The 26,760-nt window shown below is 66.4% G+C and carries 27 protein-coding genes; 19 read left to right on the forward strand and 8 right to left on the reverse strand.

Annotated features, from left to right (window positions below; translation table 11 throughout):
- Window positions 1-1,276, reverse strand: a 1,276-nt coding sequence (locus tag V7066_RS24725) for an aromatic ring-hydroxylating oxygenase subunit alpha (protein WP_334185622.1), incomplete at its 3' end; no start/stop codon positions are given.
- Window positions 1,277-1,425: 149 nt separating this feature from the next.
- On the opposite strand from V7066_RS24725, the gene V7066_RS24730 reads away from it, so the two are divergent.
- Genes V7066_RS24730 through V7066_RS24755 form a run of 6 tightly spaced genes read left to right on the forward strand, consistent with a single transcriptional unit; the run spans window position 1,426 to window position 6,438 of the window.
- On the forward strand, window positions 1,426-2,205 hold the full coding sequence (locus V7066_RS24730) for an SDR family NAD(P)-dependent oxidoreductase (RefSeq protein ID WP_334185623.1): 780 nt from the start codon (window positions 1,426-1,428) through the stop codon (window positions 2,203-2,205).
- Window positions 2,202-3,020 (forward strand): SDR family NAD(P)-dependent oxidoreductase, encoded by an 819-nt coding sequence (locus V7066_RS24735; protein WP_334185624.1) that lies wholly within the window; start codon window positions 2,202-2,204, stop codon window positions 3,018-3,020. Before V7066_RS24730 ends, V7066_RS24735 begins: the two co-directional genes overlap by 4 nt.
- A gap of 37 nt (window positions 3,021-3,057) precedes the next feature.
- Window positions 3,058-3,849, forward strand: coding sequence for an SDR family oxidoreductase (locus tag V7066_RS24740; RefSeq protein ID WP_334185625.1), 792 nt, complete (start codon window positions 3,058-3,060; stop codon window positions 3,847-3,849).
- A gap of 39 nt (window positions 3,850-3,888) precedes the next feature.
- Complete coding sequence (locus V7066_RS24745; RefSeq protein WP_334185626.1) at window positions 3,889-5,550, forward strand: FAD-dependent oxidoreductase; 1,662 nt, start codon at window positions 3,889-3,891, stop codon at window positions 5,548-5,550.
- On the forward strand, window positions 5,547-6,068 hold the full coding sequence (locus V7066_RS24750; RefSeq protein WP_334185627.1) for a VOC family protein: 522 nt from the start codon (window positions 5,547-5,549) through the stop codon (window positions 6,066-6,068). Before V7066_RS24745 ends, V7066_RS24750 begins: the two co-directional genes overlap by 4 nt.
- Window positions 6,069-6,081: 13 nt before the next feature.
- On the forward strand, window positions 6,082-6,438 hold the full coding sequence (locus V7066_RS24755) for a putative quinol monooxygenase (RefSeq protein WP_334185628.1): 357 nt from the start codon (window positions 6,082-6,084) through the stop codon (window positions 6,436-6,438).
- A 9-nt stretch (window positions 6,439-6,447) separates the two neighbouring features.
- Here V7066_RS24755 and V7066_RS24760 read toward each other — a convergent pair whose 3' ends face one another.
- The 3 genes from V7066_RS24760 to V7066_RS24770 are packed head-to-tail and all read right to left on the reverse strand — an operon-like array spanning window position 6,448 to window position 8,719.
- Window positions 6,448-6,867 (reverse strand): nuclear transport factor 2 family protein, encoded by a 420-nt coding sequence (locus V7066_RS24760; protein ID WP_334185629.1) that lies wholly within the window; start codon window positions 6,865-6,867, stop codon window positions 6,448-6,450.
- Window positions 6,864-8,180: an aromatic ring-hydroxylating oxygenase subunit alpha gene (locus V7066_RS24765; RefSeq protein WP_334185630.1), complete on the reverse strand. Its 1,317-nt coding sequence runs from the start codon at window positions 8,178-8,180 to the stop codon at window positions 6,864-6,866. The genes V7066_RS24760 and V7066_RS24765 overlap by 4 nt, the downstream gene beginning before the upstream one ends.
- Window positions 8,177-8,719, reverse strand: coding sequence for a nuclear transport factor 2 family protein (locus V7066_RS24770; protein ID WP_334185631.1), 543 nt, complete (start codon window positions 8,717-8,719; stop codon window positions 8,177-8,179). Before V7066_RS24770 ends, V7066_RS24765 begins: the two co-directional genes overlap by 4 nt.
- Window positions 8,720-8,932: 213 nt before the next feature.
- Between V7066_RS24770 and V7066_RS24775 the strand changes: the two genes are divergently transcribed.
- Window positions 8,933-10,354 carry a DUF4139 domain-containing protein gene (locus V7066_RS24775; RefSeq protein ID WP_334185632.1) on the forward strand — a complete coding sequence of 474 codons (1,422 nt, stop codon included), beginning with the start codon at window positions 8,933-8,935 and terminating at the stop codon, window positions 10,352-10,354.
- Window positions 10,354-11,883 (forward strand): DUF4139 domain-containing protein, encoded by a 1,530-nt coding sequence (locus tag V7066_RS24780; RefSeq protein ID WP_334185633.1) that lies wholly within the window; start codon window positions 10,354-10,356, stop codon window positions 11,881-11,883. Before V7066_RS24775 ends, V7066_RS24780 begins: the two co-directional genes overlap by 1 nt.
- A gap of 13 nt (window positions 11,884-11,896) precedes the next feature.
- Here V7066_RS24780 and V7066_RS24785 read toward each other — a convergent pair whose 3' ends face one another.
- Window positions 11,897-12,220: a cupin domain-containing protein gene (locus tag V7066_RS24785; RefSeq protein ID WP_334185634.1), complete on the reverse strand. Its 324-nt coding sequence runs from the start codon at window positions 12,218-12,220 to the stop codon at window positions 11,897-11,899.
- Window positions 12,221-12,386: 166 nt separating this feature from the next.
- Here V7066_RS24785 and V7066_RS24790 point away from each other — a divergent pair, with 166 nt between their 5' ends.
- From V7066_RS24790 to V7066_RS24820, 7 genes are all read left to right on the forward strand, one after another.
- Window positions 12,387-12,806 carry a cupredoxin domain-containing protein gene (locus tag V7066_RS24790; protein WP_334185635.1) on the forward strand — a complete coding sequence of 140 codons (420 nt, stop codon included), beginning with the start codon at window positions 12,387-12,389 and terminating at the stop codon, window positions 12,804-12,806.
- A 20-nt stretch (window positions 12,807-12,826) separates the two neighbouring features.
- On the forward strand, window positions 12,827-13,063 hold the full coding sequence (locus V7066_RS24795; protein ID WP_334185636.1) for an acyl carrier protein: 237 nt from the start codon (window positions 12,827-12,829) through the stop codon (window positions 13,061-13,063).
- Window positions 13,060-14,292 carry a beta-ketoacyl-[acyl-carrier-protein] synthase family protein gene (locus V7066_RS24800; protein WP_334185637.1) on the forward strand — a complete coding sequence of 411 codons (1,233 nt, stop codon included), beginning with the start codon at window positions 13,060-13,062 and terminating at the stop codon, window positions 14,290-14,292. The genes V7066_RS24795 and V7066_RS24800 overlap by 4 nt, the downstream gene beginning before the upstream one ends.
- On the forward strand, window positions 14,289-15,380 hold the full coding sequence (locus tag V7066_RS24805; protein ID WP_334185638.1) for a type III polyketide synthase: 1,092 nt from the start codon (window positions 14,289-14,291) through the stop codon (window positions 15,378-15,380). The genes V7066_RS24800 and V7066_RS24805 overlap by 4 nt, the downstream gene beginning before the upstream one ends.
- A 5-nt stretch (window positions 15,381-15,385) precedes the next feature.
- Entirely contained in the window at window positions 15,386-16,096 is a 711-nt protein-coding gene (locus V7066_RS24810) for a methyltransferase domain-containing protein (protein ID WP_334185639.1), read from the forward strand.
- Window positions 16,090-17,181 carry an NAD(P)/FAD-dependent oxidoreductase gene (locus tag V7066_RS24815; protein ID WP_334185640.1) on the forward strand — a complete coding sequence of 364 codons (1,092 nt, stop codon included), beginning with the start codon at window positions 16,090-16,092 and terminating at the stop codon, window positions 17,179-17,181. Before V7066_RS24810 ends, V7066_RS24815 begins: the two co-directional genes overlap by 7 nt.
- A 105-nt stretch (window positions 17,182-17,286) precedes the next feature.
- Window positions 17,287-17,973: an SDR family oxidoreductase gene (locus V7066_RS24820; RefSeq protein ID WP_334185641.1), complete on the forward strand. Its 687-nt coding sequence runs from the start codon at window positions 17,287-17,289 to the stop codon at window positions 17,971-17,973.
- 7 nt (window positions 17,974-17,980) lie between these two features.
- Here the strand turns inward: V7066_RS24820 and V7066_RS24825 are convergent, their stop codons facing one another.
- Both V7066_RS24825 and V7066_RS24830 read right to left on the reverse strand, forming a co-directional pair.
- The gene (locus V7066_RS24825) at window positions 17,981-18,775 is read right to left on the reverse strand and encodes a sugar phosphate isomerase/epimerase family protein (RefSeq protein ID WP_334185642.1); all 795 of its coding nucleotides are present in this window, start codon (window positions 18,773-18,775) and stop codon (window positions 17,981-17,983) included.
- Between the two features lie 15 nt (window positions 18,776-18,790).
- Window positions 18,791-19,969: an aromatic ring-hydroxylating oxygenase subunit alpha gene (locus tag V7066_RS24830; RefSeq protein WP_334185643.1), complete on the reverse strand. Its 1,179-nt coding sequence runs from the start codon at window positions 19,967-19,969 to the stop codon at window positions 18,791-18,793.
- A gap of 143 nt (window positions 19,970-20,112) precedes the next feature.
- Here V7066_RS24830 and V7066_RS24835 point away from each other — a divergent pair, with 143 nt between their 5' ends.
- Window positions 20,113-21,735, forward strand: a complete 1,623-nt coding sequence (locus tag V7066_RS24835) for an AMP-binding protein (RefSeq protein WP_334185644.1) — start codon at window positions 20,113-20,115, stop codon at window positions 21,733-21,735.
- 34 nt (window positions 21,736-21,769) lie between these two features.
- On the opposite strand, the gene V7066_RS24840 is transcribed toward V7066_RS24835, so the two are convergent.
- Window positions 21,770-22,573, reverse strand: a complete 804-nt coding sequence (locus V7066_RS24840) for an SDR family NAD(P)-dependent oxidoreductase (RefSeq protein ID WP_334185645.1) — start codon at window positions 22,571-22,573, stop codon at window positions 21,770-21,772.
- Window positions 22,574-22,713: 140 nt separating this feature from the next.
- Here V7066_RS24840 and V7066_RS24845 point away from each other — a divergent pair, with 140 nt between their 5' ends.
- From V7066_RS24845 to V7066_RS24855, 3 genes are all read left to right on the forward strand, one after another.
- Window positions 22,714-23,472 (forward strand): SDR family NAD(P)-dependent oxidoreductase, encoded by a 759-nt coding sequence (locus V7066_RS24845; protein ID WP_334185646.1) that lies wholly within the window; start codon window positions 22,714-22,716, stop codon window positions 23,470-23,472.
- Window positions 23,473-23,674: 202 nt separating this feature from the next.
- Window positions 23,675-25,963 carry a TonB-dependent receptor gene (locus V7066_RS24850; RefSeq protein WP_334185647.1) on the forward strand — a complete coding sequence of 763 codons (2,289 nt, stop codon included), beginning with the start codon at window positions 23,675-23,677 and terminating at the stop codon, window positions 25,961-25,963.
- 20 nt (window positions 25,964-25,983) lie between these two features.
- On the forward strand, window positions 25,984-26,748 hold the full coding sequence (locus V7066_RS24855; RefSeq protein ID WP_334185648.1) for an SDR family NAD(P)-dependent oxidoreductase: 765 nt from the start codon (window positions 25,984-25,986) through the stop codon (window positions 26,746-26,748).
- Window positions 26,749-26,760 lie beyond the last annotated feature (12 nt).

Here is a 26,760-nt window from a genome sequence, read left to right on the forward strand (position 1 = left end):
GTTCGAACACGTCGCCCAGAATGCCCAGTTCCGGCGCCTCGGTCCATTTCTGGTCCAGCCGCAGCATCTTCAGCGGCGCCCCGCGCGGGATCGGCTGGCCCTTGGGAATGCGCGCCAGCACGCGCACTTCCATCACGCAAGTGTCCGGCGTCTTTCCGGGCAGCCAGTTGTAGACGATGTTCGGCATGTAGCCGCCCCAGGGCGCGAAGTTGGGGAAGACGTTGTAGACCAGCGCGTCCAGCAGTTCAGCATCGGTCGCTTCGGCATGGTCGTAGCCGGTGCTCTCGGTATAGGCCGCGCGCATCGCCGCACCCAATGCGGCACGGGCGGTGACGCCTTCGGGAACCCGGATCGCCATCGGATTGGCCGAAGCCTCGCCCTCGTAATTGTCGCCGGAGCGGCCGTTGTACTTGATGAACTCGTCGACGATCCACTGCTCTCCCTGACCCTGCTCGATATGCGGGCTCATCACGCCGAAGGGGACGAGGTTGACGTTCACGTTGTCGCCCCAGGTCCAGTAGGCGGCGTTGGAATCGCCGGTGAAGGGCAGCAGCTGCGGGTGGGTGACGATGGTGTGCCAGGCCTCCATGAAAGCCTCCATCACCACTTTCCAGTTGGCCGGCACTTCCTTAGCCACGCGCATGACGCTGGCGCATTCCTCGTGCCGCCAGCGCTTGAAGTGCTCGGGCAGCGGCGCCAGGAATTCCTCAAGGCTGGGACCGCCCTTCTCCTCGCGGATGAAGACGTAGCCTGCCCAGCGGTCCACTTCGGCCTCGGGCAGATCGAGGTTCTGTTCGGCCAGATGCGGGAAGTCCCACTGGCAGGGCATGGAATCGAAGCTGCCGTCCTTCTTCCAGGCAAAGCCGTGGAACGGGCAGACGAACTTGTCCGCATGGCCTTCCTCGGTCCGCAGCTTGCGCCCGCGATGGAGGCAGACGTTGTGCATGGCGCGGATCGAGCCATCGTCCTGACGACTGACGAGATAGGATCGCCCAGCGTTCTCATAGACGATGAAGTCGCCCGGATCGGGCAGGTCTTCCTCCCGCGCGACGAACTGCCAGACGTAGGGCCACATCCGCTCCCGCTCCAGCTTCGCGAATTCGGCGCTGGTGTAGCGGGTGGCGGGGATCGGGTCGGACCCGCGATAGGTGTAGCTCTCCTGCGTCAGGATCGCGGGGGGAGTGCGCGAATCCCGCGCCATGAGTTCGGCCCAGCTGATGCCCTCGCTGCGGTCTTCTCCCAGCGCAGAGCCCAATTCGGGGTCACGTTCGGCCATTGCTCCAAGGTCTCCCAACCTGTTTCGTTTTTCCCTGTTTGGGGCATGTCTGGACCGATGGGAAGGTGAAGTCACCTTGCTCAAATCATAGGTTGCCCCCCGGCGAAGATCGGCCATGTTCGAAGCAACGAATAAGACGGGAGAATGCCGTGAAGCGGCTTGAAGGCAAGGTGGCGCTGGTCACCGGAGGCACGTCCGGCATCGGCGCGGGTGCGGTGCGGCGGCTCTGCGCGGAAGGCGCGCACGTCGTGTTCACCGGCTCCAACCGCGGTGCCGCGGACGAAGTATGCGCCGCCACCGGTGCCGCATTCGTCAGCCACAACGTCCGCGACGGTGCCGCATGGGATGCGCTTTCCGCCCGGATCGCCGCCGACTACGGCCGGCTGGACTTCGCCTTCGCCAATGCCGGGACCGAGCACGGCGACGGCAGCGTGGAGGATATCACGCTGGACGGCTGGGAAAACGTCATCGGCGTCAACCAGACCGGCGCGATGCTCACCGTGCAGCACGCAATGCGGCTGATGGCCCGCAACCCGGACGGGGCGGCGGGGTCGATCCTCGTCAACTCCTCCATGAACGCGCACCGGGCGATGGGCAATTTCGTGGCCTATTCGGTGTCCAAGGCGGCCGTCGTCGCGCTGGTGAAATCGGCGGCCGTGCATGCGGGCAATCGCAAGTACCGCATTCGCGTCAATGCGATCCTGCCCGGCGTGGTGGAGACCGCGCTGATCCGCAACCTGATCGAGACTTCGGGCGATCCTGCGGCCACGCGCGCCGCCTACGAAGGCCTGTCGCCGTTCGGCCGCATGGCGCGCGTGGAGGAGATCGCCGGGCTGGTGGCGTGGTTCGCCTCGGACGAATCGCAGTTCGTCTCGGGCAGCGAATACGTGATCGACGGGGCAACCACGGCAGGGATGATGGGCGTATGAGCGACCTGGGTTCGCAGCGACTGAAGGGCCGCGTGGCGCTGGTTTCGGGCGGCCTGCGCGGCATCGGCCTGGCCTGCGTGGAGCGCTTTCTGGCCGAAGGCGCGGAAGTGGTGCTGACCGACCTCGAGGCGGAGGACAGCCCACTGGTGGGCGATACGCTGGGGCGACTGGGACAGGCGGCCAGCTATGTGCGCGCCAATGTCACCAATGAAGACGATTGGGCGGCTACGCTCGATGCCGTAACCAGGCGGCACGGCAAACTGCACATCCTCGTCAACAACGCCGGGATCGATCTGACCGGTCCGGTCGCCGAAACTTCGCTGGAAGGCTGGAGGCGGATCATGAGCATCAACGTGGACGGCGTGTTCCTGGGCGTGCGGACGTTCGTACCGCTGATGGCGGCGAGCGGGGCGGACGTGACGGGCGGCGCCTCGATCATCAATGTCAGTTCGATCATGGGCCTCGTCGGCATGAGCGAGGTTTCCGGTTACAACGCCAGCAAGGGCGCGGTGCGGCTGTTCACCAAGTCGATCGCGCTGGAATTCGCCGAGAAGAAGATGCCGATCCGCGCCAATTCGCTGCATCCGGGCTTCGTGATGACGCCGCTGCTGAAGGACGGCTTCCAGCGCTGGGTCGACAAGGGCGTCGCCGAAAAGCCGCAAGACTTGGTGGACCTGATGTCGAGCAGGACGCCGATCGGCCGCCTTGCCGATCCGTCCGAACTGGCGAGCGCGGTGTTCTTCCTTGCCTCAAGCGACAGTTCCTACATGACCGGTGCGGAACTGGTCGTGGACGGCGGCTGGACTGCCCAGTGACTTTCCCAGTGACCTTCAAGACCGGAGAAGCATAGCCATGACCGCCCCCTCGCCCGGCGCCCTTCCCGACACCATCGCCGTCGTCACCGGCGCCGCAGGCGGCATCGGGCGCGAGATCGTGAAGGCCATGAAGGCCGCCGGTGCCACCGTGATCGCCACCGACCTCAAGGACACAGCACAAGTCGAAGGCGCCGATCACTATCTGAAGCACGACGTCACCAGCGAGGCCGACTGGCGCGCGGTGGAGGCGCTGGTTCGGGAAAGCTACGGCAGGCTCGACGTGCTGGTGAACAACGCCGGTTTCTCGATCGTCACCAAGTTCGAGGATACGCCGCTTTCCGAATTCCACCGGGTCAACGCCATCAACCTCGATTCCGCCATCATCGGCACGCAAGTCCTGCTGGACTTGCTCAAGGCCGGGGGCAAGGCGCGCAAGGGCGGGGCTTCGGTGATCAACTTCTCCAGCGTCGGCGGTCTGCGCGGGGCGGCGTTCAACGCAGCCTATTGCGTCAGCAAGGCGGCGATCAAGATGCTGTCCAAGTGCCTCGGCGCCGAATTCGCGGCGCTGAAGTACAATATCCGGGTCAATTCGGTGCATCCCGGCGGGATCGAGACGCCGATGCTGGCCTCGATCATGGACCGCTACGTCGAACTCGGCGCCTCGCCCTCGCGAGAGGCTTCGCTGGCGGCGATGAACACCACGCACCCGATCGGCCGGCTCGGCCAGCCGGAGGAAATGGCAGGCGGCGTGGTGTTCCTTGCCAGCGAGGCATCCAGTTTCATGACCTGCGACGAACTCGTGATGGACGGAGGGTTCAGCCAGGTCTGATGTTTAGACGGCCCTGAAGAGGCCATCGGGAGAGAGACAATGACCAATACGGCATACGATCTCGTCGTGCTCGGTTCGGGCGCGGCGGGGCTGACGGCTGCGCTGACGGCGGCCGAGCATGGCGCGAAAGTTCTCGTGGTGGAAAAGGGCACGAAGCTGGGCGGCACTTCGGCCTGGTCCGGCGGGCAGATCTGGATTCCCTGCAACCCGCACCAGAAGGCTTTCGGCAAGGAAGACAGCCGCGACAAGGCGCTGACCTACCTCGCGTCCATGTCCAACGGGCTGATCGAGCCGCAGATGGCGGAGGCCTATATCGACGGCGGCGTCGAGATGGTGGCCTTCCTGGAAGACCGCACGCCGGTGAAGTTCATGGTCGTGCCCGATTTTCCCGACTACCACCCCGAACAGCCCGGCGCGGCATCGCGCGGGGGTCGCACGCTGGAATGCGCGGTCTATCCTTATGGCGAGCTGGGCGAATGGCGCGACCGGGTGGAAGTCTCCCCCTATTACTGGCCGCACGTCTACTTCACCGTAGGCGAAACCTCGCTGGCGCAGGCCGTGCCCGATCCGCTGGACCCGGCCGAAGCGAAGCGCCGCGCCGACAATGACGAGCGCGGACTGGGCCATGCCCTCGTCGGCCGCCTGCTGCGCGGCTGTCTGGACCGGGGCGTGGAATTCCTGCTGGGCACCGGCGGCAAGGACCTGCGGATCGAACAGGGCATCACCCAGGGCGTGGAACTGGACGACGGCACCGTGATCGACGCGCCCAACGTGGTGCTGGCGACCGGCGGCTTCGAACACAACGAAGCCTTCAAGACCGCCTTCCTGCGCGGCCCCCTGACCTCCCCCGTCTCGATCCGCACCAATACCGGCGACGGCCTGCGCATGGCGATGAAGGCCGGGGCCATGCTCTCCTCCATGCGGGAGGCGTGGTGGATGCCGGTGGTAGAAGCGCCGCTCAACGAGATGGGCCGGATGCTCTTCACCGGCGAGCGAACGCTGCCCGGCACGATCATGGTCAACCGCACGGGCAAGCGCTTCACCAACGAGGCTGCCAACTACAACGCCTTCGGCGCTGCATTCCATGTGCAGGACCTCAATTCCTGCTCCTGGGCCAATCTTCCGGCCTGGTGCCTGTTCAACCAGGCCTTCTACGACAAGTGGGGCTTCCTCGACACGCAGCTGATCGGCGTCGGCGACGGCGCGCATAAACGCGAACCCGCTGACTGGATCGCGCGCGGCGATACCCTCGCCGAACTCGCCGACAAGCTGGGCATCCCGGAAGGTGCGCTGGAAGCGACGGTCGAGCGCTGGAACGCCATGGTAGATGCAGGCAAGGACGAGGACTTCGGCCGGGGCGACAGCTACTACGACCTCTACTGGGGCGATCCCGACAACAAGGGCCGCAAGGAAGCCACCCTCGGCAAGATCGAGGGCGGGCCGTACTACGCCGCCGAGGTCAAGTCCGGCGCGCTGGGCACCAAGGGCGGCCCGAAGACCGACACGCTGGGCCGCGTGCTCGATGTGGACCTGAGGCCGATCGAGGGCCTCTATGCGGCGGGCAACGCCATGGGTTCGATGATGGGCATGACCTACGGCGGCGGCGGCGGCACGCTGGGGCCGGGCATGGTCTTCGGCTACCTCGCGGGCAGGCACGCAGCGCAGCGCAATGTCGGCGCGGAAAGCACGGTAGCGGCATGAGCGAGCCGCGTCCCGAAATTCTGCCCGGCATCCTCGGCGTCCATCACATCGGCGTCTCGGTGCCCGATCTGGCCAAGGCGCGGCACTTCTACCTAGATATCCTGGGCGCCGTGGAAGAAGTGGAGCCGCTGCAATGGGCAGACAATCCCTTCATCGACGAGATCGTCGGCCTGGAAGGCAGCGCGGCGGAGCAATTCTTCTGCCGCCTGGGCAACGTGCAGATCGAATGCTTCGAGTACTCTGCCCCGAAGCAGAAGCAGCCGCAGGACCCGCGCCGGGGCGTCAACGAATACGGCTACACGCATATCGCCCTGCAAGTGCAGGACCTCGCCGCCGTTCACGAACGCATCGTCGCCGCGGGCCTGCCCGTCCACGCCCCGCCCGAACTCGCTACGATCACCACCGACGCCGACGGCAGCAAGCACGGCTATGCGGGCACGTATTGCCGGGACTATTTCGGCAACGTCTTCGAAATTCTGGAAATCCACGAGACGCCGCTGATCCGGCCGATCACCTGAAAGGACCTCACCGATGCGCATCATCGTGGCGGGAACGCTCCGCTTTGCCGGAGACGATGCCCTTTGCTCCGAAATCATCCGGGGCGGGAGCGAACACATCGCCTCCAGCCGCGAGGAACAGGGCTGCACCGCCTATAACTGGGCGGTCGATCCGCTCGATCCCGGTGTGATCCATGTCTACGAGGAGTGGGACAGCGAACGCGATCTGCTCAGCCACTTCGCGCATTCCTCCTATGCGGCGATGCGCGATCATCTCGGCCGCTACGAACTGACCGGCTTTGCCGTGCAGGTCTATTCCGTCGCCGGGATCGAGCCGGTCTATGACGAGCAGGGTCAGGCGCGGGAGGAGATTTTCGGGGTGACGCTGTAGGTCGCCCCCTCACCCTTCCGGCGGAATGAGAAAGTCCATGGTGTAGTGCGCGGCCTTCCAGCCCGCCGCCGTCCGCACGACATCGAAGTAATAGCGCCCGTGGACCGTCACCCCGCCGCCCGCCTTGTACCGGGCCATCCCTGTCACATAAGCGCGGATCGAGGCCCGGTCCCCGGCATAGGCGGTAATCGCGAAGTTGCTCAGGTAATGCGCCTGCGCCGCCATCGCCGCGAACGTATCCTCGAAGAAGCGGCGGATCGCGGCATGGCCCTCCAGCTTCGAGAAGCCGATGCCCGAAAGGTCGAACACAGCATCCTCGACGAAAAGCGCGAGCAGCCCGTCGACGTCGTGGAGACCATCCAGCCCGTGGGCATAGGCCACGAGCAGGTCCTGGATCGCCAGCCGATCCTCGACGGGGCAGGAATTCACCCCTGCACCATGTCGTTCAGCAGTTCATGGAATCGTTGCACGCGCTTTTCCTGACCCGGCAGGATGCAGCCCTTGAACCCGCGCGAATTGAGGCCCTGCTGCTGGCTCGTCCCGATCGACAGGTCCTGGTCCGCCACGAAACCCACCGAAACACCGTCTCCATAGACCGAATGCCGGGCAACGGCATCGTGGCGCAGCGGCACCGTACCAAGCGGCGTCTCCACCTCGCGCATCCCCGCGATCGGCGGATAGAGGCACCAGTGCTGGAACACGCACTTCTCGGGATCGGTGGGGTGCGGCTCGGTGCGCAGGACCTGCAACTGCTCCGGGCTCATGGTGAGTGTGAGGTTGGGGAACAGCGTGCAGTGGAAATAGTCCACCAGCTGCTGGTCGCTCATCTCCGCGTAGTTGGCGAAGCCCCGCTCCGGCCCGAGGCGGCGCTTCGCCTCGATCACCGCTGCGCGAAGGTCCCCGGTATGGCCCGCATACTCGGCCGGATCGATGCCCCAGGCGCGCGCGATCTGGTCGAGCGGAGCGGGGACCTCGGTGGTGTGATAGTCGGCGCGGGTGGTGGCCTGGTGCCCTTTCATCCACATCGAGTTGTGGCCCGAGGGATACATCTCGAACAAGGTGTCCGGCAGTCCATCGTTGATGAAAGTCGCCAGTTCCGGATGGATCGTCGGCAGGTGGTAGCTCTCGTTGAAATTGTCGCGGATGATCTTCCAGTTGAACTCGCAATCCGCCGAGAGATTGAGCACGCGCACCCAGTTGTCGATGCCGTAACCGGCCAGACGCTCCGGGAACGGCGAGAGCCATTCGTGCAGCGGGGCGACGTCATCGTCCATGCACCAGAACACGAACGGTCCCCAGGTCTCGCAGCGCAGTTCGGACAGGTGGACTTTGCCGCAGGGACTGCCACCCTCGAAATCGTCCGGGTCCTGCACCTTGATGAGGGTGCCGCCCAAGTCGTAAGTCCAGTTGTGATAGCCGCAGGTGATGCGCGGCACGCTGGTGACATCGGCCAGGATCAGCCGGTTTCCGCGATGCGGGCAGGAATTGTAGAAGGCGCGGATGGAATCGTCCTCCTGCCGCACCATGATCACCGATTCCTTGGCGAAATTGTGCCGGATCACGTCGCCCGGCTCCTCCAGGTCGGCCAGCACCCCGCCGAGATGCCAGACCTTGGGCCAGAGGTTCTTCATCTCGCCTGCCATCCACTCCTTCGAGATGTAGCGGTCGGCCGTGATCGGATCGCCGCGCACCGGCGGGTCGAATTCCTGCGAGTAGCGGGAAACCTTGCTCTGGAGGTTCATGAACGTGCTCCTATCTGGCTGGGATCCGCACCAAGTCGACCGCCGCGCACGACGCCGGGATTGGCGGCAAAGAAATCGAGCGAGCCGGGATCGTCCTTGACCCAGTCGGTCACAAGCAGGCGCGAGGTGATGCGCCACTCGCCGTCCCGGCAGGCATATTCGTCGAGATAGCGCCCGGCGACGAACAGGTCCCGCACCCCGCCCGCCTCGTCGGTCACGCCGTGCCAGGCCTGGAAATAGGCTTCGCCCCGCGCGGTATCTCCGGAAATCTCGATGCGGTGCTGGCCGAGCAGGTGATGGCTCGCCGTCATCGTGCCGAGGAAGTCCTGACAGAAGGCGACGAATTCGTCTGCCGTGCCCTTCATCAGCCCGCAATCCACCACGGCATCGTCGTGGAACGCCTGACGCTGAAGCGCCGCGTCGAGCCTGTCCAGCCCACGCATGTAGCGATGGGCGGCCTCGGCAATGTCGCGCCGCGCGGCAAGATCGCGCAGTTCGGCCGCGATATCGAAATCTGTCGCCGCTTGCGGCTCGCCCATGTCCTGCCTCTCCGCCGCCGATCCTCGAACACCGGCGTGCTGTTATCGGCCTCTTTATGGAACGCCCCCGCCCGCGATCTCACCTGCGACTAAGGCTAGGACGGAAGATCCGGGCGCCAAAAGCGCCGCTTTCGTAGAATCTTACAGCAAGTGTACGTTGATCGACCGCGCTGCGACGGGCATGAAGGCAGGACTCTGGCAAAGGGGAATGCGATGCGGAAGATTCTCGTGGGCTGTCTGGCTCTTGCAGTTCCCTTTGGCGTGATGCCCATTGCCGCGAATGCGCAGGAAGCGCCGATCTCGCCCACCGCGCCGAGCGCACAGGGCGATCTCTCCGTCACGATCTACAACGGCGACGTCGCGCTGGTGCAGGATGTCCGGCAACTCGACCTAGGGAATGGCCGGGTGCGCCAGAACTTCCCGGACGTCAGCGCCCAGATCCGGCCGGAAACGGTGTCGCTCACCGTCCCCGATGCCGCCATCGTGGAGCAGAATTTCGACTTCGACCTGCTCAGCCCCTCCAGCCTGATGGAAAAGGCCGTGGGAGAAACGATCACGCTGATCCGCACCAATCCCGCCACCGGCGCGGAAACCCGCGAGCGTGCGAAAGTGCTGGCGGTGAACGGCGGCGTCGTGCTGGATATCGGCGGCCGCATCGAAGTGCTCCGCGACGACGGCCTGCCGGTCCGCGCGGTGTTCGACAAAGTGCCGGAATCGCTGCGTGCCCGCCCGACCCTCTCGGTCACTCTGGCCAGCACCCGCGCGGGCACGCGCCCGGCGACGCTTTCCTACCTCAGCAGCGGCCTCGGCTGGAGCGCGGACTATGTCGCCCTGTTCGACGACAAGAGCGACAAGCTGGACGTGCAGGGCTGGATCACGCTGACCAATACCAGCGGCACGACCTTCACCAATGCCCGGACCTTGCTCGTCGCCGGGGACGTGGGCAGCAACGACGACGGCAATTCCTATATGCCGCGCCCGCGTCGCGCCACGCGCATGCAGCCGGGCACCGAAACCGCGGGCCGCGAACAGCTTGGCGACTTCTATCTCTACCCGCTCGCCGAACGCACCACGATCGCCGACAAGCAGACCAAGCAGGTCAGCTTCCTCGATGCCAAGGGCGTGGCGGCCAGCGCCGGTTATCGCTTCGAGAACGGCTGGCTCGGCAGCGCGGACCAGAGCCGCAGTGCCCAGAGCGTGCTGCGCTTCGCCAATTCCGGCGCCGCCGGGCTGGGCGACGCGCTTCCGGCGGGCACCGTGCGCGTCTATATCCGCGACGCGCGCGGCCAGCCGCAGTTCACCGGCGAGAACCGGATCGAGCATACCCCGCAAGGTTCGGGAATCGCCCTGCCGACCGGCGATGCCTTCGACGTGAAAGTGCAGCCCACCGTGGTCGCCCGCACGAAGCTGAGCGACCAGCGCTGGCGCACCCAGATGCGCTACCGCCTGACCAATGCGCGCGGCCGCGCCGTCACCGTCGAACTGGTGCAGAGCGGTCTCGACTGGACCGATACCCGCGTGACCGAGGAAAACCGCAAGAGCGAGCGGCAAAGCGCCGGCTCTGCGGTCTGGCAGGTGCCGGTCCCGGCCAATGGAGAGGCGGTCGTCACCGCCACTTTCGACACGCGCTACTGATGCTTCGGCGGCTCTGCCTGGCGGCGCTCTTGGCGGCGCTCCTCCCCGGCCCCGTCGGTGCCGCCGGAGAAGAGCGCCTCGTCACCTCCCCGTCGCCGGACAAAGTGGCGCTCACCGTCTACCGCGCGCCTTATGGCCGGGGGCCGCTGAACCTGCGCTATCTCGGCGGCTTCGCGATGGTGACGGAAACCCGCAAGATCCGCCTGCCGCGCGGCCGTGCGGTGCTGCGCTTCGAAGGCGTGGCGGAGGGGATCATCCCCGTCAGCGCCGTGATCGAGGGCCTGCCCGGCGGCACGATCGAGAAGAACCGAGACGCCCGCCTGCTCTCGCCCGCCTCGCTTGTCGACGGCACGCTGGGACGGCAGGTCACGGTAACGCGGACCGACAAGGCCACCGGCCGCACGGTCAGCGAAGAGGCGACCGTGGTGGCCGGACCATCCCCGGGCGTCGTGCTCCAGACGCAGGCGGGGATCGAGACCCTGCGCTGCTCCGGCCTGCCCGAGAAAATCACCTACCACGGCGTACCTGCGGGGCTTTCCAGCAAGCCGGTGCTCAGTGTCGTCACCGAAAGCCCAGCGTCGCGCACCGTCACCGTGCGCCTGAGCTATATCGCCTCGGGCTTCGACTGGCGCGCGAGCTATGTCGCCACCCAATCCGCCGATGGCCGCTCGCTCGATCTCTTCGCCTGGCTGACGCTGGCGAACAACAATCCGCAGGCTTTCGCCGACGCCGAAGTGAATGCCGTGGCGGGGCGGCTCAACCGGATCGACACGCCTGCCCTGCGCACGGCGGTCTCGCAGCTTCGTCTCGTTTGCTATCCGCTGGGCACGACCACCTCGGATTTACGCGTGCAGGAAATGGCCCAAGCCGCCGGGGAAATCACGCTGACGGCCAACAGAAGTTTCCGTGCACCTCCGCCATTGGCCATAGCGCCCGCACCTGCAGCACCTCCACCCCCACCTCCCCCGCCGCCCGAAAACCTCGGTGATCTCAAGCTCTACCGCGTGCCGGAGCGCGTGACGGTAAGTCCGCGTGGCCAGAAGCAGGTCGCCCTGCTCGCCCGCAGCACAGTGCCGTTCGAGCGGCGCTATCGCCGCGCGGTCTATCCCGGCCAGCAACTCGACAATGCCCCCAGCGCTATCGTGCTCGTCCTGCGCAACAAGAGTGACGCCGGTCTGGGCCTCGCGCTTCCCGCCGGCAGCACCGCGCTCTATGCGGAGGGAACGGGTAAGAGCCGCCAGTTGCTGGGTCTCGGTTCCCTTACCGACCGTGCCGAGGGCGAAAACTTCCGCCTTGCGGCCGGAACCAGCACCCAGGTGCTCGTCTCGCAGCGGATGCTGTCGCAAAAAGAGGCCGCGCTGAGCGTGACCAACGCCAACCCCTTCGCCGTCGCCATCGACGTGCCGATCGGTTCCGCCGGTCAGGAAATCAACGCGGACGACCGGATGCTGGAGCGCGTGGACGGCGTGGCTACCTGGTCCGTGACATTGCCGCCGGGCGGCACCGCCGAACTGCGCTATCGATTCTGATCCCTCGGCAAGCTCAGGCCTCGCCGAGATGGATCGCCAGCCATACCGTCGGGTCGGCGGTATAAGTCACCCGGTGCGCCATGCCCGCCGGGATCAGCAGCGCCTCGCCGGTCCCGAGCCGGCGCAGGCCCACGCCGTCCAGATCCAGTTCCGCCTCGCCCGCCAGCACCAGGACCCACTCGTCCCAGTCCTGCACATAAGGCCGGTCCGGCGGCGTCGTGTGGCCATGCGACTCGATCCGCTCGATCCGCACGCCCGGACGAAGCAGCAGATCGTCGAAGCGCTCGCCGTCGAGCGGGCCGGAAAGGAGCGGCAGGAGGCTGAGTACGTCGGTCATGTCCGGCGAGAGGTCTAGCGCGCTCCCCCACGCCTGACAACGCGCGCAACGCGTTGCAGCCATTCCGGATGATCCGCCCTCCAGACCGCGCAATTCCATGTACGCCGTTGATGCGGCGTGATATCGTCGGTTCCTGCCGACCATTCGGCCATGGTGGAGGATCGTCATGAAGGCATTGCTTGCCCTGGCTTCGATCACGCTTCTGTCCGCCTGCGCCGCGACCCACCCGATAGAGACGCATCTGGCTTCGACCGCCACGGATTTCGCGGATGCGCAGACCGTCACCGTGACATTGTCCAACTTCCGCTTCACGCCGCAGGATATCGCGCTCGTCGCCGGAAAACCGGTCATTCTGGTGCTGGACGATACCGCCACCGGCGGCCACGACTTCACCGCGCCGGAATTCTTCGCCGCCGCCACGATCGCGCCGCAGGACGCCGCCCTCGTGGCCGGAGGACAGATCGCGCTTGCCGGCGGGCAACAGGTCTCGCTCCATCTCGTTCCGGCCGCGGGCAACTACAAGCTGGTCTGCACCCATTTCGGCCATGCCGCACTGGGTATGACCGGCAGCATCAAGGTTCACTGAAACAGGGGGAAATGCACGGCATGACGGTCTCCACGGATGCGATACTGGACGTGATAGCGGAGGAATCCGGCCTCGATACCGCCGCCCTGCGCCCGGATGCGACCTTCGAACAGCTCGACATCGGCTCGCTCGACGTGGCGAGCACGCTCTTCGCCATAGAAGACAAGTTCGGCGTGGCGATCGATCCCGATCAGCTGAACCCCGCCTCGACGATCGCCGAATTCGTGAACCTCGTGCGGCAACTGGCGCCTTCATGAGCCGAAAGGTCGTCCTGACCGGCTTCGGTTGCGTCAGCGGCCTGGGGATCGGCCTTGCGGAAACATGGCGGAAGATGGCGCAGGGCGAGGGCGCGATACGCCCGTTGTTGCGTGAGGCGCCGCCAGACCACCCCGCACGGCGCATCGACGGCCCCGCCGCCTGGGTCGACGCAGAGGCCTGCCGGGCTGCACTCGCCGCCGAGGACCTGCGCCCGATGGGGCAGCTCGATCCGCTCTCCCTCTATGCGCTGACGGCAGGCCTGGAAGCGGTCGAGGCGGCCGGGTTGCGCGGCCACGCGTCGCTGGAGCGCCGCACCGCGATCCTCGTCGGCTGCGGCAGCGGCGGCAATGCGACGATCGACCAGGCTTTCGAGCGGCTCTACGCCCGCGAACTGGCGAAAGTTCACCCTCAGACGATCCCTTCCTCGATGATTTCCGCCCCGGCCAGCCACCTCGCGCTGCTGCTCGGCTGCCACGGCCCGACGTTCGTGATCTCCAGCGCCTGCGCCTCCTCCGCCCATGCCCTGGGCGAGGCGATGCACATGATCCGTTCCGGACGGGTGGACGTGGCGCTGGCGGGCGGCAGTGAAGCCTGCCTGACGCTGGGGTCGTGGGTCGCCTGGAACTCGGTCGGCGTCATGGCCGAGGACACCTGCCGTCCCTTCTCGCAGGGGCGCAAGGGGATGGTGCTGGGCGAAGGCGCGGCGATGGTCGTGCTGGAAAGCGAGGAACACGCGAGGGCACGCGGAGCGAAAGTGCTCGGCGAACTGGCGGGATACGGCTGCAGCAGCGATGCCGCCGACATGACCGCTCCCGATCTGCACGGCATCACCGCCGCCATCCGCACGGCCCATGAGGATGCGGGCGTCGCGCCCGAGGAACCGGCGCTGATCTCCACCCACGGCACCGGCACCCGGATCAACGATCCGGTCGAGGCCGCCGCGCTGCAAGCGGTCTATGGCCCCGCCTTGCCCGGTCATACGGTGATCGCCACCAAGTCCGCCCACGGCCACCTGATCGGCGCGACTGCCGCCATGGAGTTCGTCATCGGCATGGAAGCCCTCGCGCGCGGCGTGGCACCGCCGGTGCTGAACCATCTCGGCGTCGATCCGGCGTGCGACTTGCCCCTTGCGCTCCGGCCCGAGCCGATCGACCACCGGGTGCTCGTCTCCAACAGCTTCGCTTTCGGGGGCCTCAACGCCGTGCTCGTCGGCAGGATCGCGCCATGACCGCAACCGCACACATCAACGCCATCGGCACGGCGGTGCCGCCGCATCAGGTCCACGACGCCTTCGTCGCCTTCGTCCGCGCCGGTCTGCAAGACCCCGCCCATGCGCGCCTGTTCGACCGCATGGTGGCGCGCTCCGGGATCGAGCGACGCTTCTCGTTCATCGAACCAGAAGTGCTGCCGGACGGCCGCATCACCGATCGCGACCGTTTCTATGGGCTGGGCGACTGGCCTTCGACCGCCGAGCGCATGGCCCGCTACGAGCGCGATGCTCCGGCGCTGGCGCTGCAAGCGGTCCGCGCGCTCAGCCCCGACATCGCCGCCGAGGGCGTGACTCACCTCGTCCTTGCCTCCTGCACCGGCTTCGTCGCGCCGGGGCTGGACCAGATTCTGGTGGCCGAGGCGGGTCTCGATCCCGGCGTCGAGCGGACCGTCGTAGGCTTCATGGGCTGCTATGCGGCGGTCAATGCCCTGCGCCTCGCCCACCACATGGTCCGCTCCGAACCGGCCGCGCGGGTGCTGGTGGTCAATCTCGAACTCTGCACGATCCACTTCCAGCGCACGCAGGACCTGGAGAAGCTGCTGTCGATGCTGCTGTTCGGAGACGGCGCCGCCGCTGCGCTCGTCACTGCCGAACCAAGGGGCATCGCGCTCTCCGATTTCCGCGCCGCCGCCATTCCCGGCTCGGGCGAGGCGATCACGTGGCGGATCGGCGACCAGGGCTTCGACATGCATCTCGACGGTCAGGTGCCGAGCCTCATCGCCCATGCCCTGCGGGCCGAGAGCAGCCGTAACGACGACCGGGGGATCTTTCGCGGCCTGTCTCCGGCGGACTACGATCTCTGGGCGGTCCATGCCGGAGGGCGCACGATCCTCGACGCGGTGGACCGCGCGCTGGAGCTGTCCACCGACGCGCTGCATCCCTCGCGAGAGGTACTGCGCCGCTTCGGCAACATGTCCTCGGCCACGCTGATGTTCGTGCTGGCAGCGATGATGGAGGAGCATGCGGGGGTAAAGGGCCGGAACGGCATGGCCATGGCTTTCGGCCCCGGCCTCGCGGCGGAAACCTTCCGCTTCAGGCTGGTCTAGGCGCCATGCCCGACTTTCGCCGCCGCTCCCACGAACCGGAATGGATGGACGACGACGCGGTGACCGCGCAGGAATTCGCCGCCTGCATCGAGGATCTCGCGAAAGTGAACACCCTCACGCTGGCGAGACCGCCCACGCTGGCCTTTCTGGACCGGGCTTTCGCCGCGACCCCGCCGGAGCGAAGGCTCACGGTTGTCGATGTCGGCTTCGGCGCGGGCGACATGCTGCGTGCGCTCGCCCACCGGGCGCGGAAACGGGGCCGCGCGGTGCGGCTCATCGGCTTCGACATCAATCCGCGCAGCGCCCCCGTCGCCCGCCGCCTGACACCGCCGGAACTGGAGATCGACTATCGCACCGGCGACGCCTTCGCGATGGCGCCGGACGAGCCGGTAGATCTCGTGGTGAGTTCGCTGGTCACGCATCACATGTCCGATGCCGGGATCGTGGAATTCCTGCAATGGATGGAGCGCAAGGCCGCGCTCGGCTGGTTCGTCAACGACCTGCACCGCCACCGCTTCGCCTACCACGGCTTTACACTGCTCTCGGCGGCGATGCGCTGGCACCCTTTCGTGCGCCACGACGGCCCACTCTCCATCGCCCGTGCCTTTCGCCGCGACGACTGGGACGTCCTGCTCGCCCGCGCCGACCTGCTCGATATCGCCCAGGTCCACTGGCGCTTCCCGTTCCGCTACTGCGTGGAGCGGACGAAGTGGTAGCCCCGGTGGCGATACTGGGCGGCGGCCTTGCCGGGGCTTCCGCCGCACTCCGGCTGGCCCGCGCCGGGATCGCCGCAACCCTGTTCGAACGGCAGGCCGCCGCCCACCACAAGGTCTGCGGCGAATTCCTCTCGGTAGAGGCCCAGCGCGATCTTCGCGACATGGCCTTCGAGCCGCTGCGCCTGGGGGCCGTGCCGATCGACCGGGTGCGGATCGTCAGCGGGCGAAAGAGCGCGGAATCCGCCCTTCCCTTCACCGCGCTGGGGATCAGCCGGGACGTGCTGGACGAGGCCCTGCTCGATGCCGCCGCCGCTGCCGGAGCCACGATCCGGCGCGGCGTGCGGGTCACGGCCATCGAGGATCACGGCATCCGGACCGGCGAAGGCGGCTTCCCGGCCGAAACCCTGTTCCTCGCCACCGGCAAGCACGACTTGCGCGGCGTCGCCCGGCCGGATGCACGGGAACGGGGGGCGCATCTCGGCTTCAAGATGCATTGGCGCATTTCGGCCAGGCAGGACGAGGAACTTGGTTCCGCCGTCGAACTCGTGCTGTTCGACGGCGGCTATCTGGGAATCCAGCGCGTGGCGGCGCGGGTCATGAACTTTTGCGTGCTGGTCCGGCGAGACCGTTTCTGCGGCTCCTGGACCGGCCTGCTGGAAGACCTCGCGCGCGACGATCATGTCGCGCGGCGGCTGGACGGCGCGCACGAACTGCTGGCCCGCCCCGCCTCCATTGCCGGTCTCCCCTATGGCTATGTCCATCGCCCTAGGGACGACCGCAAGGGCCTGTTCCGCCTCGGCGACCAGGCCGCGCTCACCGCGCCGCTCACCGGAGACGGCATGGCCATAGCCTTGCGTAGCGCAGCGCTGGCGGTCGATTGCTTTCGCTCCGGCCTTGCTCCGGCCGACTATACCCGCCTGCTCCACCGCGAGATCGGCGGGCAAGTGCGCAAGGCCATGCTGCTTCACCGCTGCGTCGGCCTCCCGGTCCTGCCCATGGCACTCGGCCTGCTCGGAACATGGCCGTCACTGCTGGGACGTCTGGCGGCGGCGACACGGCTGCCGCGAACCGAAGAGGCAGCCTGACCGAATGAGCAGGTCAGGCGATACCACGCCTCTGCTAGGCTTGCTGGCCAAGGGCTTGCGCGATCTGTAGACCCATAACCCGCAAAGCATGAAAAAGGAACAGCGATGGCGAACGTGGCAATCACCGGAGCGGGGCGCGGCATCGCGCTCGAACTCGTCAAGCTGCATCTGGCCAAGGGAGACCGCGTCTTCGCCCTCCTGCGCAGCCCAGACGGCGCCGAGGCGCTGAAGCGTCTTGCCGACGGCTCGGGCGGGCTGGTGACGCTCCACGCCATGGACGTCGCCGACGATGCCTCGGTCAAGGCGGGCGCTGCGGACACCGGCACGGCGGCGATCGACGTGCTCTACAATGTCGCGGGCGTTTCCGGCAACACGGGCTCTGAACTGGAAAGCGCCGACTTCGCGGACTGGCTCGATGTGTTCAACATCAACGTCAACGGCCCGATGCGCGTGTTCCAGGCCTTCCTACCGCGCCTGAAGCCCGGCGCGAAAGTCGTCAGCTTCGGCAGCCAGGTGGGCGCCTCGACATGGCCCTACGCGGGCTACGAAGTCTATTCGGCCTCGAAGGCGGCCCTGCACCGGCTCATGCTTTCCGTCGCGCTCGGCACGAAGGACCGTGGTATCATCGCGATCAGCGTGCATCCGGGCTGGGTCCAGACCGACATGGGCGGGGCGCAGGCCGATCTCACGCCGCAGGAAAGCGCCGAGGGCATCGCCGCGCTGACGAGCAGGCTGACGCCGGAAATGTCAGGCGGGTTCTACAAGTGGAACGGCGAACCCCACGCCTGGTAGCGAAAGGTCACGCCAGCGTGTCCAGCCAGCCGCGCGTGGCATCGAGCACCGCCTTGGCGCGCAGCACCGGGTGGCTGAACGCCTCGCGCAGCGCGGCGGAGCGCAGCTCGATGGACAGCGGCACCTCCGGCGGCAGGGCTTCCAGCAGTGCCGCAAGCGGCAGCGCGCCTGCCCCGCACTGCTCGCGCAAGTCCACGGCATCGGCAATCACCGCAGCAAAATCGGCCGGGTCGGGCCGCAAGGCCCGGGCGTCACAGAACTGGGCGTAGGGCAGCAAGGCGGGATCGATTGCCGACACTTCGGCCACCGTAGTGCCGGACCGGTCGACATGGATCGGATCGATCAGCAATGCCGCCAGCGGATGGTCAACCTGCCCGATCACGGCCAGCGCCTGCTTCAGGTTCCGCACTTCGGTGAAAATGCCGAACTCCAGCGCCACGCGCATCCCCGAACCTTCGGCATGGCGGCAGAGCGCGGAAAGCCTGTCGGCCGTGACGCCGTGATCGGGGTGGGAGGAAACGCACAGCACATTCGCCGCGCCCAGTTCCGCGCCCACGTCGATCACCTTGCGATGATCGTCCAGCGCGGAATCGGGCTTGATCCAGACCACCTCAACATCCAGCACCGGTATTCCGGTGCGGGCCAGCGCCGCGCGGGTATCGCGGGTGTGCTGAGCGGTCCATTCCGCCGGATCGATCCAGAGGCCGACCGCGTCGAACCCCGTCGCCGCACCGGTCTCCACCACGTCCACCGCGCCGAATTCGGGCAACACGCCCGAGGCGAGCGAGAGCTTGCGCGCCATCCCCTTACAATCCCCTTACATCTGCGGTTCGGGCAGCGAGGCATCGTCCTGCAGATACCAGTTCAGCCATTCGTGGAAGTACTGGTTGCCCCTTTCGTTGCGACCGAAAGTCAGCTCGTCATGCGCCCCGGATTCGAGGCCTTTCTGGATCTCCAGCCCGATGACGTAATCCTCCTGATAGGTCACGTCGCGGAAGAAGTTCATCGCCGCTTCCGCCTTCTCGCGGTCAGCCTCGTCCCGCACCGGATCGCGGCGCAGGTAGTTCAGCACGGTGCGGTTGCGATCCGGTGTCGGCCCCGGGAAAAGCTGCGCGACCTGGGTGATTTCCGGCGCGATGAAGATCGAGACGTTGGGGAAGAAGATGCGCACGAAATCGTAGCCGTAGTTCTCCTTGAGCCCCCATTCCTCGCGCGGCACTTCCTTCAGTTGATCGGCGATCGAGTGCTGCGGAAAGCCGATGCGGATGTTCGGACCGAAACCCTCGTAATGGGTGCAGTTGGACGGCGTGCGCGGAAAGATCGTCTCCGGGTGGAGCGACTGGAAGTGATAGCCTTCCAGATAGCCGTCGAAGGCGATCTTCCAGTTCGCCCCCTCGATCGTGCGGTTGCCGAGGTAGGTCCAGTCCGCGAAGTCCAGCGCGTCGAAATCCTCCAGGAAGCCGCGGAAATGGTTGTCGAGGTCCATTGGCGCATTGGGCGTCAGGCAGACGAAGATCATGCCGCTGCGCTCTTCGCAGGGAAGCTGGCGCAGGCCCATCTCGGCCTTGTCCACCTGCCCGAAGGTGCTCGCCTCCGAAATGCCGAGCAGGCGGCCGTCCGTCGCATAGGTCCAGGCGTGATACTTGCAGGTGAAGCGCGCGCAATTGCCATGTCCCTCCGCCGCGACAGGCGCGCCGCGGTGAGAACATACGTTGAGGAAAGCGCGGACCTGCCCCTGCTTGTCGCGGGTGATCAGCACCGGCAGCCCGACGGCTTCCATCGCCTTGTAATCGCCGGGATTGGGCATTTCCGCGGTGAAGGCCAGCATCAGCGGCACGCGCTTGAACACCAGCTCCATCTCGGCGTTGAACTGGTCCTTGTCGGTATAGCTCGCGGTGGGGACCTTGAACGTCCGGTCCGTCTGGAAAGTCTTCTTGTTCTCGACGTAATCGAGCATGATCTCGGCGACGTCGCCAATCTGCTTTACGCGGTCCACTCGGTCCTCTCCCGCATCGTTATCGCCAACGATCCTGTGCTCCTGCGCGAGTGGCGGCAACCTGCGCAAGGTGATAGGTCAGCGCAAAAGGCTTGGCACTTTGGCCAGTTGGCCGCGATCTTCGGCAAGGGCAGTCATCGGCGATGATGGAGAGGAAAGACAGCCCCTGGGCATGGCTTGAAACGCCCCCGCCGCATCTCGCCGCCTATGCCGGAACCGGCGCGTGGGACGAACGCACGATCGCGCGGCAGGCAGAGGCTCTGGCCGAGGCCGATCCCGATTTCGTGGCGCTGATCGACGGCGATGTTTCCGTCACCCGCGCCCAGGCGCTGGTCGATGCGGAAGCGCTGTCGGCGGCGCTGTACGCGCGGGGACTGCGGCCGGGCGACGTGCTGGCGTTTCAGGTGCCGAACTGGCGTGAAGCGATGGTCATCAACCTGGCCGCCGCGATGTCCGGCCTTGTCGTCAATCCGATCGTGCCGATCTACCGCGACCACGAAGTCACCCAAATGCTCGCCGATTGCCGCGCCGCCGCGCTGTTCGTCCCCGCCGCGTTCCGCAAATTCGACTATGCCGCGATGGCCGCACGCATAGCCGCCGACCTGCCGAGCCTGCGCCACGTCTTCACCGTGCGCGGAAACGGCGCCGACGACTATGCCGCGCTGGTCGCGGAAGGGCGCGGCACCCACTTCGCCCGGCCCATGGTCGACCCGCTGGGCGTGAAGATGGTGCTCTACACCTCCGGCACGACGGGCAGGCCCAAGGGCGTGCTGCACAGCCATGTCTCCATCGCGCGCATCCTGCGGGAAAGCGCTGCGCACTGGGGCCTTGCCCCCGGAGAGGCAACGCTGATGCCCTCCCCGGTCACCCATGTCTCCGGCTATGCCAACGGGCTGGAGGCGCCGTTCATCTGCGGCACGCGCACGGTGTTGATGGAAAGCTGGAACGCCGACGAAGCGCTGGCGCTGATCGACCGGCACGCGCTGGTCGGCACGGTGGCAGCGACGCCGTTTCTGGTCGAACTGGCGGCGGCGGCCCGCGCGGCGGGCAATCCGCTGCCCTCGTTCCGCTTCTTCGCCTGCGGCGGCGCGGCGGTTCCGGCCGACCTCATTCCCGCCGCCAACGCCGCCTTCGCCCGGTGCCGCGCCTTCCGCGTGTTCGGGGCATCCGAAGTGCCGCTCGTCACTTTCGGTTGGCCGCGGGATGAGACGCTTGCCGCCGCCACCGACGGCGAGGTGGTCGATTACGAGGTGCGGATCGTCGACGGCGAGGACCGCGATCTGCCGGACGGCCAGGAAGGCGAAATCCTCGCACGCGGCCCCGGCATGTTGCTGGGCTACGCCGACGCCGCCCAGACGCGCGAAGCGATCACGGCGGACGGATTCTTCCGCACCGGCGACCTTGGCGTGCGCTCCGCCGAAGGGGCGATAACGGTGACCGGCCGCAAGAAGGACCTGATCATCCGGGGCGGCGAGAACATCTCCGCCAAGGAGATCGAGGACGTGCTCCACGGCCACCCCCTCGTGCGCGAGGCAGCGGTGGTCGCCATGCCCCATGCGCGGCTGGGCGAAGGTGTCTGCGCCTATGTCATTGCGATCGGGCCGGTTTCGGGCGAAGACCTTTGCGCGCACGTCGCCGCAAGCGGGCTGGCGCGCCAGAAGATCCCGGAACGCTTCGAATTCCGCGACGAGTTTCCGCGCACCGCCTCCGGGAAGGTGCGCAAGGACCTGCTGCGGGAGGACGTGAAAGGGCTGCTCGTTCCGTGAGGGACGGGAGAGCGCTTCGACGGCGTAACGCCGCTTACTTCCCCATCGCCGCCATGACCGCCGCGTCGATTTCGCTCTTCATCGGATTGCGCCGCAAGGTCAGCCCGCCATTCACCTGCAGGTTCTCGCCGGTCATGAAGCATTCGTCGCTGGCCAGCCAGGCGGCAGCGGCAGCGATGTCGTCCGACGTGCCGATGCGGCCCAGCGGGTAGCCGGCCATGAACGCGTCGAACAGCCCCGGCACCTGCCTGGCATCCGCCGTCATCGGCGTATCGGTCAATCCCGGCGAGATCGAATTGGCGCGTACCCCCTCGCGCCCGAACTCGTTGGCGATACAGCGGATCACGTGATCGGTGCCCGCCTTCGTGCCCATGTAGGCAGCGTGATCGTCCAGCATGATCGTCGCCGTGGCGGAGCTGATCTGGATGATCGAGCCGCCCTGTCCGCCCCGGCTGCGCGCCATGCGGCGCAGCATCGACTGGAAGAAGTGGAACGGCCCGACATACTGCAACATCGTCATCGCCATCACGTCCGCGTGCGTGGTATCCAGGAACGGCTTCAACAGCCCCCAACCGGTGGCGTTGAGGGCAATATCGATGCCGCCCAGCTTTGCGGCAGCCGCTTCGGCCAAGGCCTCGACGCTGCCCTCGTCGGTCAGGTCGCAAGTCGCCCATTCGCAGCCGTTCTGCGCGGCGAAGTCGGCCAGAACCGCCTCCTTGCGGCCCGAAACCAGCACGCGCGCGCCTTCCGCCAGAAAGCGGCGGGCGATGTGCTGGCCCATATTGTCCACGCTGCTCGCGCCCAGAATCACGGCGCGCTTGCCCTGCAGTCGTCCCATCGTCCTCTCCCGTGTTATCCCTATCGCCTACCACGCTGCGGACACGCTCGTTCCTGACCAAAATAGGAGTGGCCCCCGGCCCTTCGAGCGGCGACAACCCCCACGGAAAACAACGCGCGAAGGCAGAGGAACAGGCAGCCATGGATCTTGGACTGAAGGGCAGGAAAGTCATTCTCACCGGCGGCAGCCGCGGCATCGGCCGCGCCGCGCTGGAAGTCTTCGCCGCAGAAGGCTGCGACATCGCGTTCTTCTCGCGCAATGCCGAGCAAGTGGCCGAAACCGTGGAGTCGCTGGCGCGCCACGGCGGCATCGTGATCGGCGAGGCGCTCGACATGCTGGACCACGGCGCTTACGTCGAATGGCTGAAATCCGCCGCCGACAGGCTGGGCGGCTGCGACGTCTTCGTCCCCGGCGCCAGCGCCTCCGGGTCCGGCGCGACCGGCGACTGGGAAGCCTGCTTCGCCGCCGACATCAAGGGCACGGTGCTAGGCTGCGAGACCTTGCAGCCCTACCTCGAAAAATCCGGGTCCGGCGCGATCGTCATCATGGCCTCCACGGCGGGCACCGAGACTTTCATCGTGCCCCAGGCCTTCAACGCCATGAAGGCCGCGCTGATCGCCTATTCGGGCCAGCTCAGCCAGATGGTCGGCCCCATGGGCATCCGCGTGAACTGCGTGTCGCCCGGTCCGATCAAGTTCCCCGGCGGCAACTGGGAAGCGATCGGCCAGGCCATGCCCGAACTCTACCAGGCCACCGAAGCCGCCTTTGCGCTCGGCCGCTGGGGCGGGCCGGAGGAAGTGGCACGCACCATCGTGTTCCTCGCCAGCGCGGCCTCCTCCTACACGACCGGCACCAATGTCGTCGTCGACGGAGGCTATACCAAGCGCGTGCAGTTCTGATCTTCGACCGTACCTCCTGACGGTCCTGGCGGCGGTTCCTCTGGCGAGGACCGCCGCTTTTTTTATGCGGTCGCCGCGACCAACCGCCCCCCCTACCGAGGCCTGTACCTGTGCAAATTGTCAGTTCGGGTATCGCTCGAATTCGTAGCATAGTGACGCAGTAAAGTCGGCTACACGAATAGTCGGGGAGAGGGAGGAAACCATGGCATCCGCACGTCGTCGCGGAGCGTTGCTTGTCGCACTTTCGACAAGCGCGCTCACTTGCATCATTTCTCCGGCCAATGCCCAGAGCGAGGCGCCCGTACCGGCCCCCGCCCCGCAACAGGCCACGATCGATACCACGGAAATCATCGTCACTGCCCGCAGACGTTCGGAAACGCTGCAATCCACGCCCGTCGCCATTACTGCCGTCAACACGGCGATGCTGGAAAACAAGGCCGCCGTGAACATCGGCGACTTGCAGGGCACGGCACCGGGCCTGCTCATCACCCAGCAGAATTCGGGCGCACAGGCAGCCAACATCTCGATCCGCGGCCTGACCTATGCCGATATCGAGAAGTCCCAGACGCCGACCGTGGGCGTCGTGGTCGACGGCGTGACCATCGGCACCAATACCGGCCAGCTCCAGGACGCCTTCGACATCGCCCAGATCGAAGTGCTGCGCGGCCCGCAAGGCACGCTGTTCGGCGCCAATACCATCGGCGGCGTCATCAACATCACCCGCACCAAGCCGACCATGGAACCCGGCGTGAAGGCCGAGTTCACCTATGGCCGCTGGAACACCTGGGCGGGCAAGGCCATCATCAACTACGGCGACGGCGAGACCTGGGGCATCAAGGGCTGGTACTTCCACAACGAGTCCGACGGCTTCTACCACAACGCCATCCGCAATACCCGCGCGGGCGGCAGCAAGGGCGACAGCTACGGCGCCAGCCTGCTGTTCGAGCCGACGGGATCGGGCTTCGACGCCCAGCTCAGCGTCGAGAACGTGGTCCAGAGCTTCGAGCCGGTGGTCAGCAATCTGACGAACAGCACCGAGATGTTCTGCGGCCTGATCCCGGCCAACGAGTGCAACCGCAACAACACCACCGACCTCTACACGGTGTTCACGCTTCCGGCGCGGAGCAAGTACCGCGCCCCCAACGCCACCTTGCAGATGAACTACGATGCGGGCCCGGTGAAGCTCAGTTCCATCACCGGCTGGCGGCACAGCACGGAAAAGCAGACCCAGGACTTCGACGGATCGTCGACCGACCTCTACTACGTCGATCGCCGCCAGAAATACACGCAGTGGAGCCAGGAACTGCGCGCCGCCGGAAATCTCTTCACCGGCTTCGACTATGTCGTAGGCGCCTACTACTTCCACTCGAAGTACGACCTCACCCAGTGGACGCGCTTCTTCGGCTTCGATCCGTCGGTACCGCCGATGGAGTTCGACCAGAACCCGCAGACCAATGTGGGCAAGACCACCAGTTACGCCTTCTTCGGAGACTTCAACTGGGCCTTCGCCGACAAGTGGCGCCTTTCGTTCGGCGGCCGCTGGTCGCATGACAACAAGAAGCTGACCAACAGCTTCGCGCAGGCCGGGCTGATCGGCTCGGGCGATGCGAACTTCACCAAGTTCACCCCCAAGGTCGGCATCGACTATCGCCCGAACAGCGACGTGATGCTCTACGCCAGCTGGTCGCGCGGCTACCGCTCCGGCGGTTTCAGCCCCCGCGCCGCCACGGCCGATACCGCCAGCACGCCGTTCCAGCCCGAAACCGTGGATGCCTACGAAATCGGTGCCAAGCTGGCGGCCTTCAACCGCAAGCTGGAGATCAACCTCGCCGGCTACATCTCCGACTACAAGGACATGCAGCAGAACCTGACCGTGCCCGGCGGCCCGCTCGGCAACCAGACGATCACCGGCAACGTGCCGGGCGGCGCGATCATCAAGGGCATCGAGATGGACGCCACGCTGCGCGTGACCCCGCAGCTGACGATCACCGCCTCGTCCGCCTACATGAAGTCGCACTTCCGCAACTTCGTGACCGACGGCGCCTATGGCACCCTGATCGTGCCCTTCGACTATTCGGCGAACCGGCTGATCTATGCCCCCAGGTTCACCGGCTCGGTCAATGCGGACTACACCGTGCCGACCAGCTTCGGCAAAGTCGTGGCAACCGCCGGATGGCGCCACATCAGCCCTTACGACGAGCAGATCTCGCAGGCCTCGCTGACGCCGGTGACGGACGGTTCCGGCACCGTCACCGGGGTCGTGGTGAACGGCAACGATCCGCGCGTGCGCACCACCACGCAGGATCTCGTCGATGCCAGCCTGACGGTGAACTTCGATATCGGCGACAAGGAGGCTTACGTGCGCCTGTTCGGTCGCAATCTCCTCAACGAGAAGACGACCACGCATGCCTTCACCGTCGCCGGGCTGTTCTCGTTCGGCATGGCGCTCGAACCGCGTACTTACGGCGCCACGGTCGGCGTGAAGTTCTAAACGAAGAAGGGTTGAGAAGCATGGGTCGTCTGGAAGGCAAGATCACGCTGGTTACCGGCGCCGGGAACGAACGCGGGCTGGGCGCTGCCACCGCACGGCGCTTTGCGGAGGAAGGCGCCTTCGTCTACCTGACGGACCTCGATGCGGGCGGCGCCGAAAGCGTCGCCGCCGCGATCCGCGAGGCAGGCGGCCAGGCCGAGGCGCTGGCGCAGGACGTCACCAGCGAGGCAGGCTGGGAAGACCTGTTCCAGGCGATCGAGAAGGGCCATGGCCGGATCGACGTGCTGGTGAACAATGCCGGTATCGCCGTGCTCAAGCCGCTGACCGTGCTTTCGCTTGCCGACTGGGAAAAGCAGAACAAGGTCAATCTCGACAGCGTGTTCCTCGGCACGCGCCGGGCAGTGGAGCTGATGCGCAAGACCGGCGGCGGCGGGTCGATCGTCAACCTGTCTTCGATCGGCGGGCTGGTCGGCGTGCCGATGTGCGGGGCTTATGGCGCGGCCAAGGGCGGGGTGCGGATCTTCTCCAAGGTCGTGGCGATGGAATGCGCGGCGGAGGGCATCCGCTGCAATTCCGTCCATCCCGGCATGATCGAAACCGCCATGCAGGACGTCGCCCGCAGCGACAATCCGGAAGGCTTCAAGGAGATCGTCGCCTCGATCCCGATGAAGCGCATGGGGCATCCGCTCGACATCGCCAACATGATCCTGTTCCTCGCCAGCGACGAGGCGAACTACATCACCGGCGGAGAATTCGTGGTGGACGGCGGCGTGACCGCGATGTGAGCGGCAATCGTC

This window comes from Novosphingobium sp. (assembly GCF_036820275.1).
Lineage (GTDB): Bacteria > Pseudomonadota > Alphaproteobacteria > Sphingomonadales > Sphingomonadaceae > Novosphingobium.

Excerpts from the sequence above, each read along its gene's own strand:
- V7066_RS24780 (WP_334185633.1), top strand. The coding sequence starts at position 10,354 with ATGCTTCGGCGGCTCTGCCTGGCGGCGCTCTTGGCGGCGCTCCTCCCC.
- V7066_RS24775 (WP_334185632.1), top strand. The coding sequence starts at position 8,933 with ATGCGGAAGATTCTCGTGGGCTGTCTGGCTCTTGCAGTTCCCTTTGGC.
- V7066_RS24835 (WP_334185644.1), top strand. The coding sequence starts at position 20,113 with ATGATGGAGAGGAAAGACAGCCCCTGGGCATGGCTTGAAACGCCCCCG.
- V7066_RS24740 (WP_334185625.1), top strand. The coding sequence starts at position 3,058 with ATGACCGCCCCCTCGCCCGGCGCCCTTCCCGACACCATCGCCGTCGTC.
- V7066_RS24785 (WP_334185634.1), bottom strand. The coding sequence starts at position 12,220 with ATGACCGACGTACTCAGCCTCCTGCCGCTCCTTTCCGGCCCGCTCGAC.
- V7066_RS24800 (WP_334185637.1), top strand. The coding sequence starts at position 13,060 with ATGAGCCGAAAGGTCGTCCTGACCGGCTTCGGTTGCGTCAGCGGCCTG.
- V7066_RS24745 (WP_334185626.1), top strand. The coding sequence starts at position 3,889 with ATGACCAATACGGCATACGATCTCGTCGTGCTCGGTTCGGGCGCGGCG.
- V7066_RS24855 (WP_334185648.1), top strand. The coding sequence starts at position 25,984 with ATGGGTCGTCTGGAAGGCAAGATCACGCTGGTTACCGGCGCCGGGAAC.
- V7066_RS24755 (WP_334185628.1), top strand. The coding sequence starts at position 6,082 with ATGCGCATCATCGTGGCGGGAACGCTCCGCTTTGCCGGAGACGATGCC.
- V7066_RS24770 (WP_334185631.1), bottom strand. The coding sequence starts at position 8,719 with ATGGGCGAGCCGCAAGCGGCGACAGATTTCGATATCGCGGCCGAACTG.
- V7066_RS24825 (WP_334185642.1), bottom strand. The coding sequence starts at position 18,775 with ATGGCGCGCAAGCTCTCGCTCGCCTCGGGCGTGTTGCCCGAATTCGGC.
- V7066_RS24790 (WP_334185635.1), top strand. The coding sequence starts at position 12,387 with ATGAAGGCATTGCTTGCCCTGGCTTCGATCACGCTTCTGTCCGCCTGC.
- V7066_RS24805 (WP_334185638.1), top strand. The coding sequence starts at position 14,289 with ATGACCGCAACCGCACACATCAACGCCATCGGCACGGCGGTGCCGCCG.
- V7066_RS24750 (WP_334185627.1), top strand. The coding sequence starts at position 5,547 with ATGAGCGAGCCGCGTCCCGAAATTCTGCCCGGCATCCTCGGCGTCCAT.
- V7066_RS24845 (WP_334185646.1), top strand. The coding sequence starts at position 22,714 with ATGGATCTTGGACTGAAGGGCAGGAAAGTCATTCTCACCGGCGGCAGC.
- V7066_RS24765 (WP_334185630.1), bottom strand. The coding sequence starts at position 8,180 with ATGAACCTCCAGAGCAAGGTTTCCCGCTACTCGCAGGAATTCGACCCG.
- V7066_RS24735 (WP_334185624.1), top strand. The coding sequence starts at position 2,202 with ATGAGCGACCTGGGTTCGCAGCGACTGAAGGGCCGCGTGGCGCTGGTT.
- V7066_RS24810 (WP_334185639.1), top strand. The coding sequence starts at position 15,386 with ATGCCCGACTTTCGCCGCCGCTCCCACGAACCGGAATGGATGGACGAC.
- V7066_RS24840 (WP_334185645.1), bottom strand. The coding sequence starts at position 22,573 with ATGGGACGACTGCAGGGCAAGCGCGCCGTGATTCTGGGCGCGAGCAGC.
- V7066_RS24820 (WP_334185641.1), top strand. The coding sequence starts at position 17,287 with ATGGCGAACGTGGCAATCACCGGAGCGGGGCGCGGCATCGCGCTCGAA.
- V7066_RS24850 (WP_334185647.1), top strand. The coding sequence starts at position 23,675 with ATGGCATCCGCACGTCGTCGCGGAGCGTTGCTTGTCGCACTTTCGACA.
- V7066_RS24795 (WP_334185636.1), top strand. The coding sequence starts at position 12,827 with ATGACGGTCTCCACGGATGCGATACTGGACGTGATAGCGGAGGAATCC.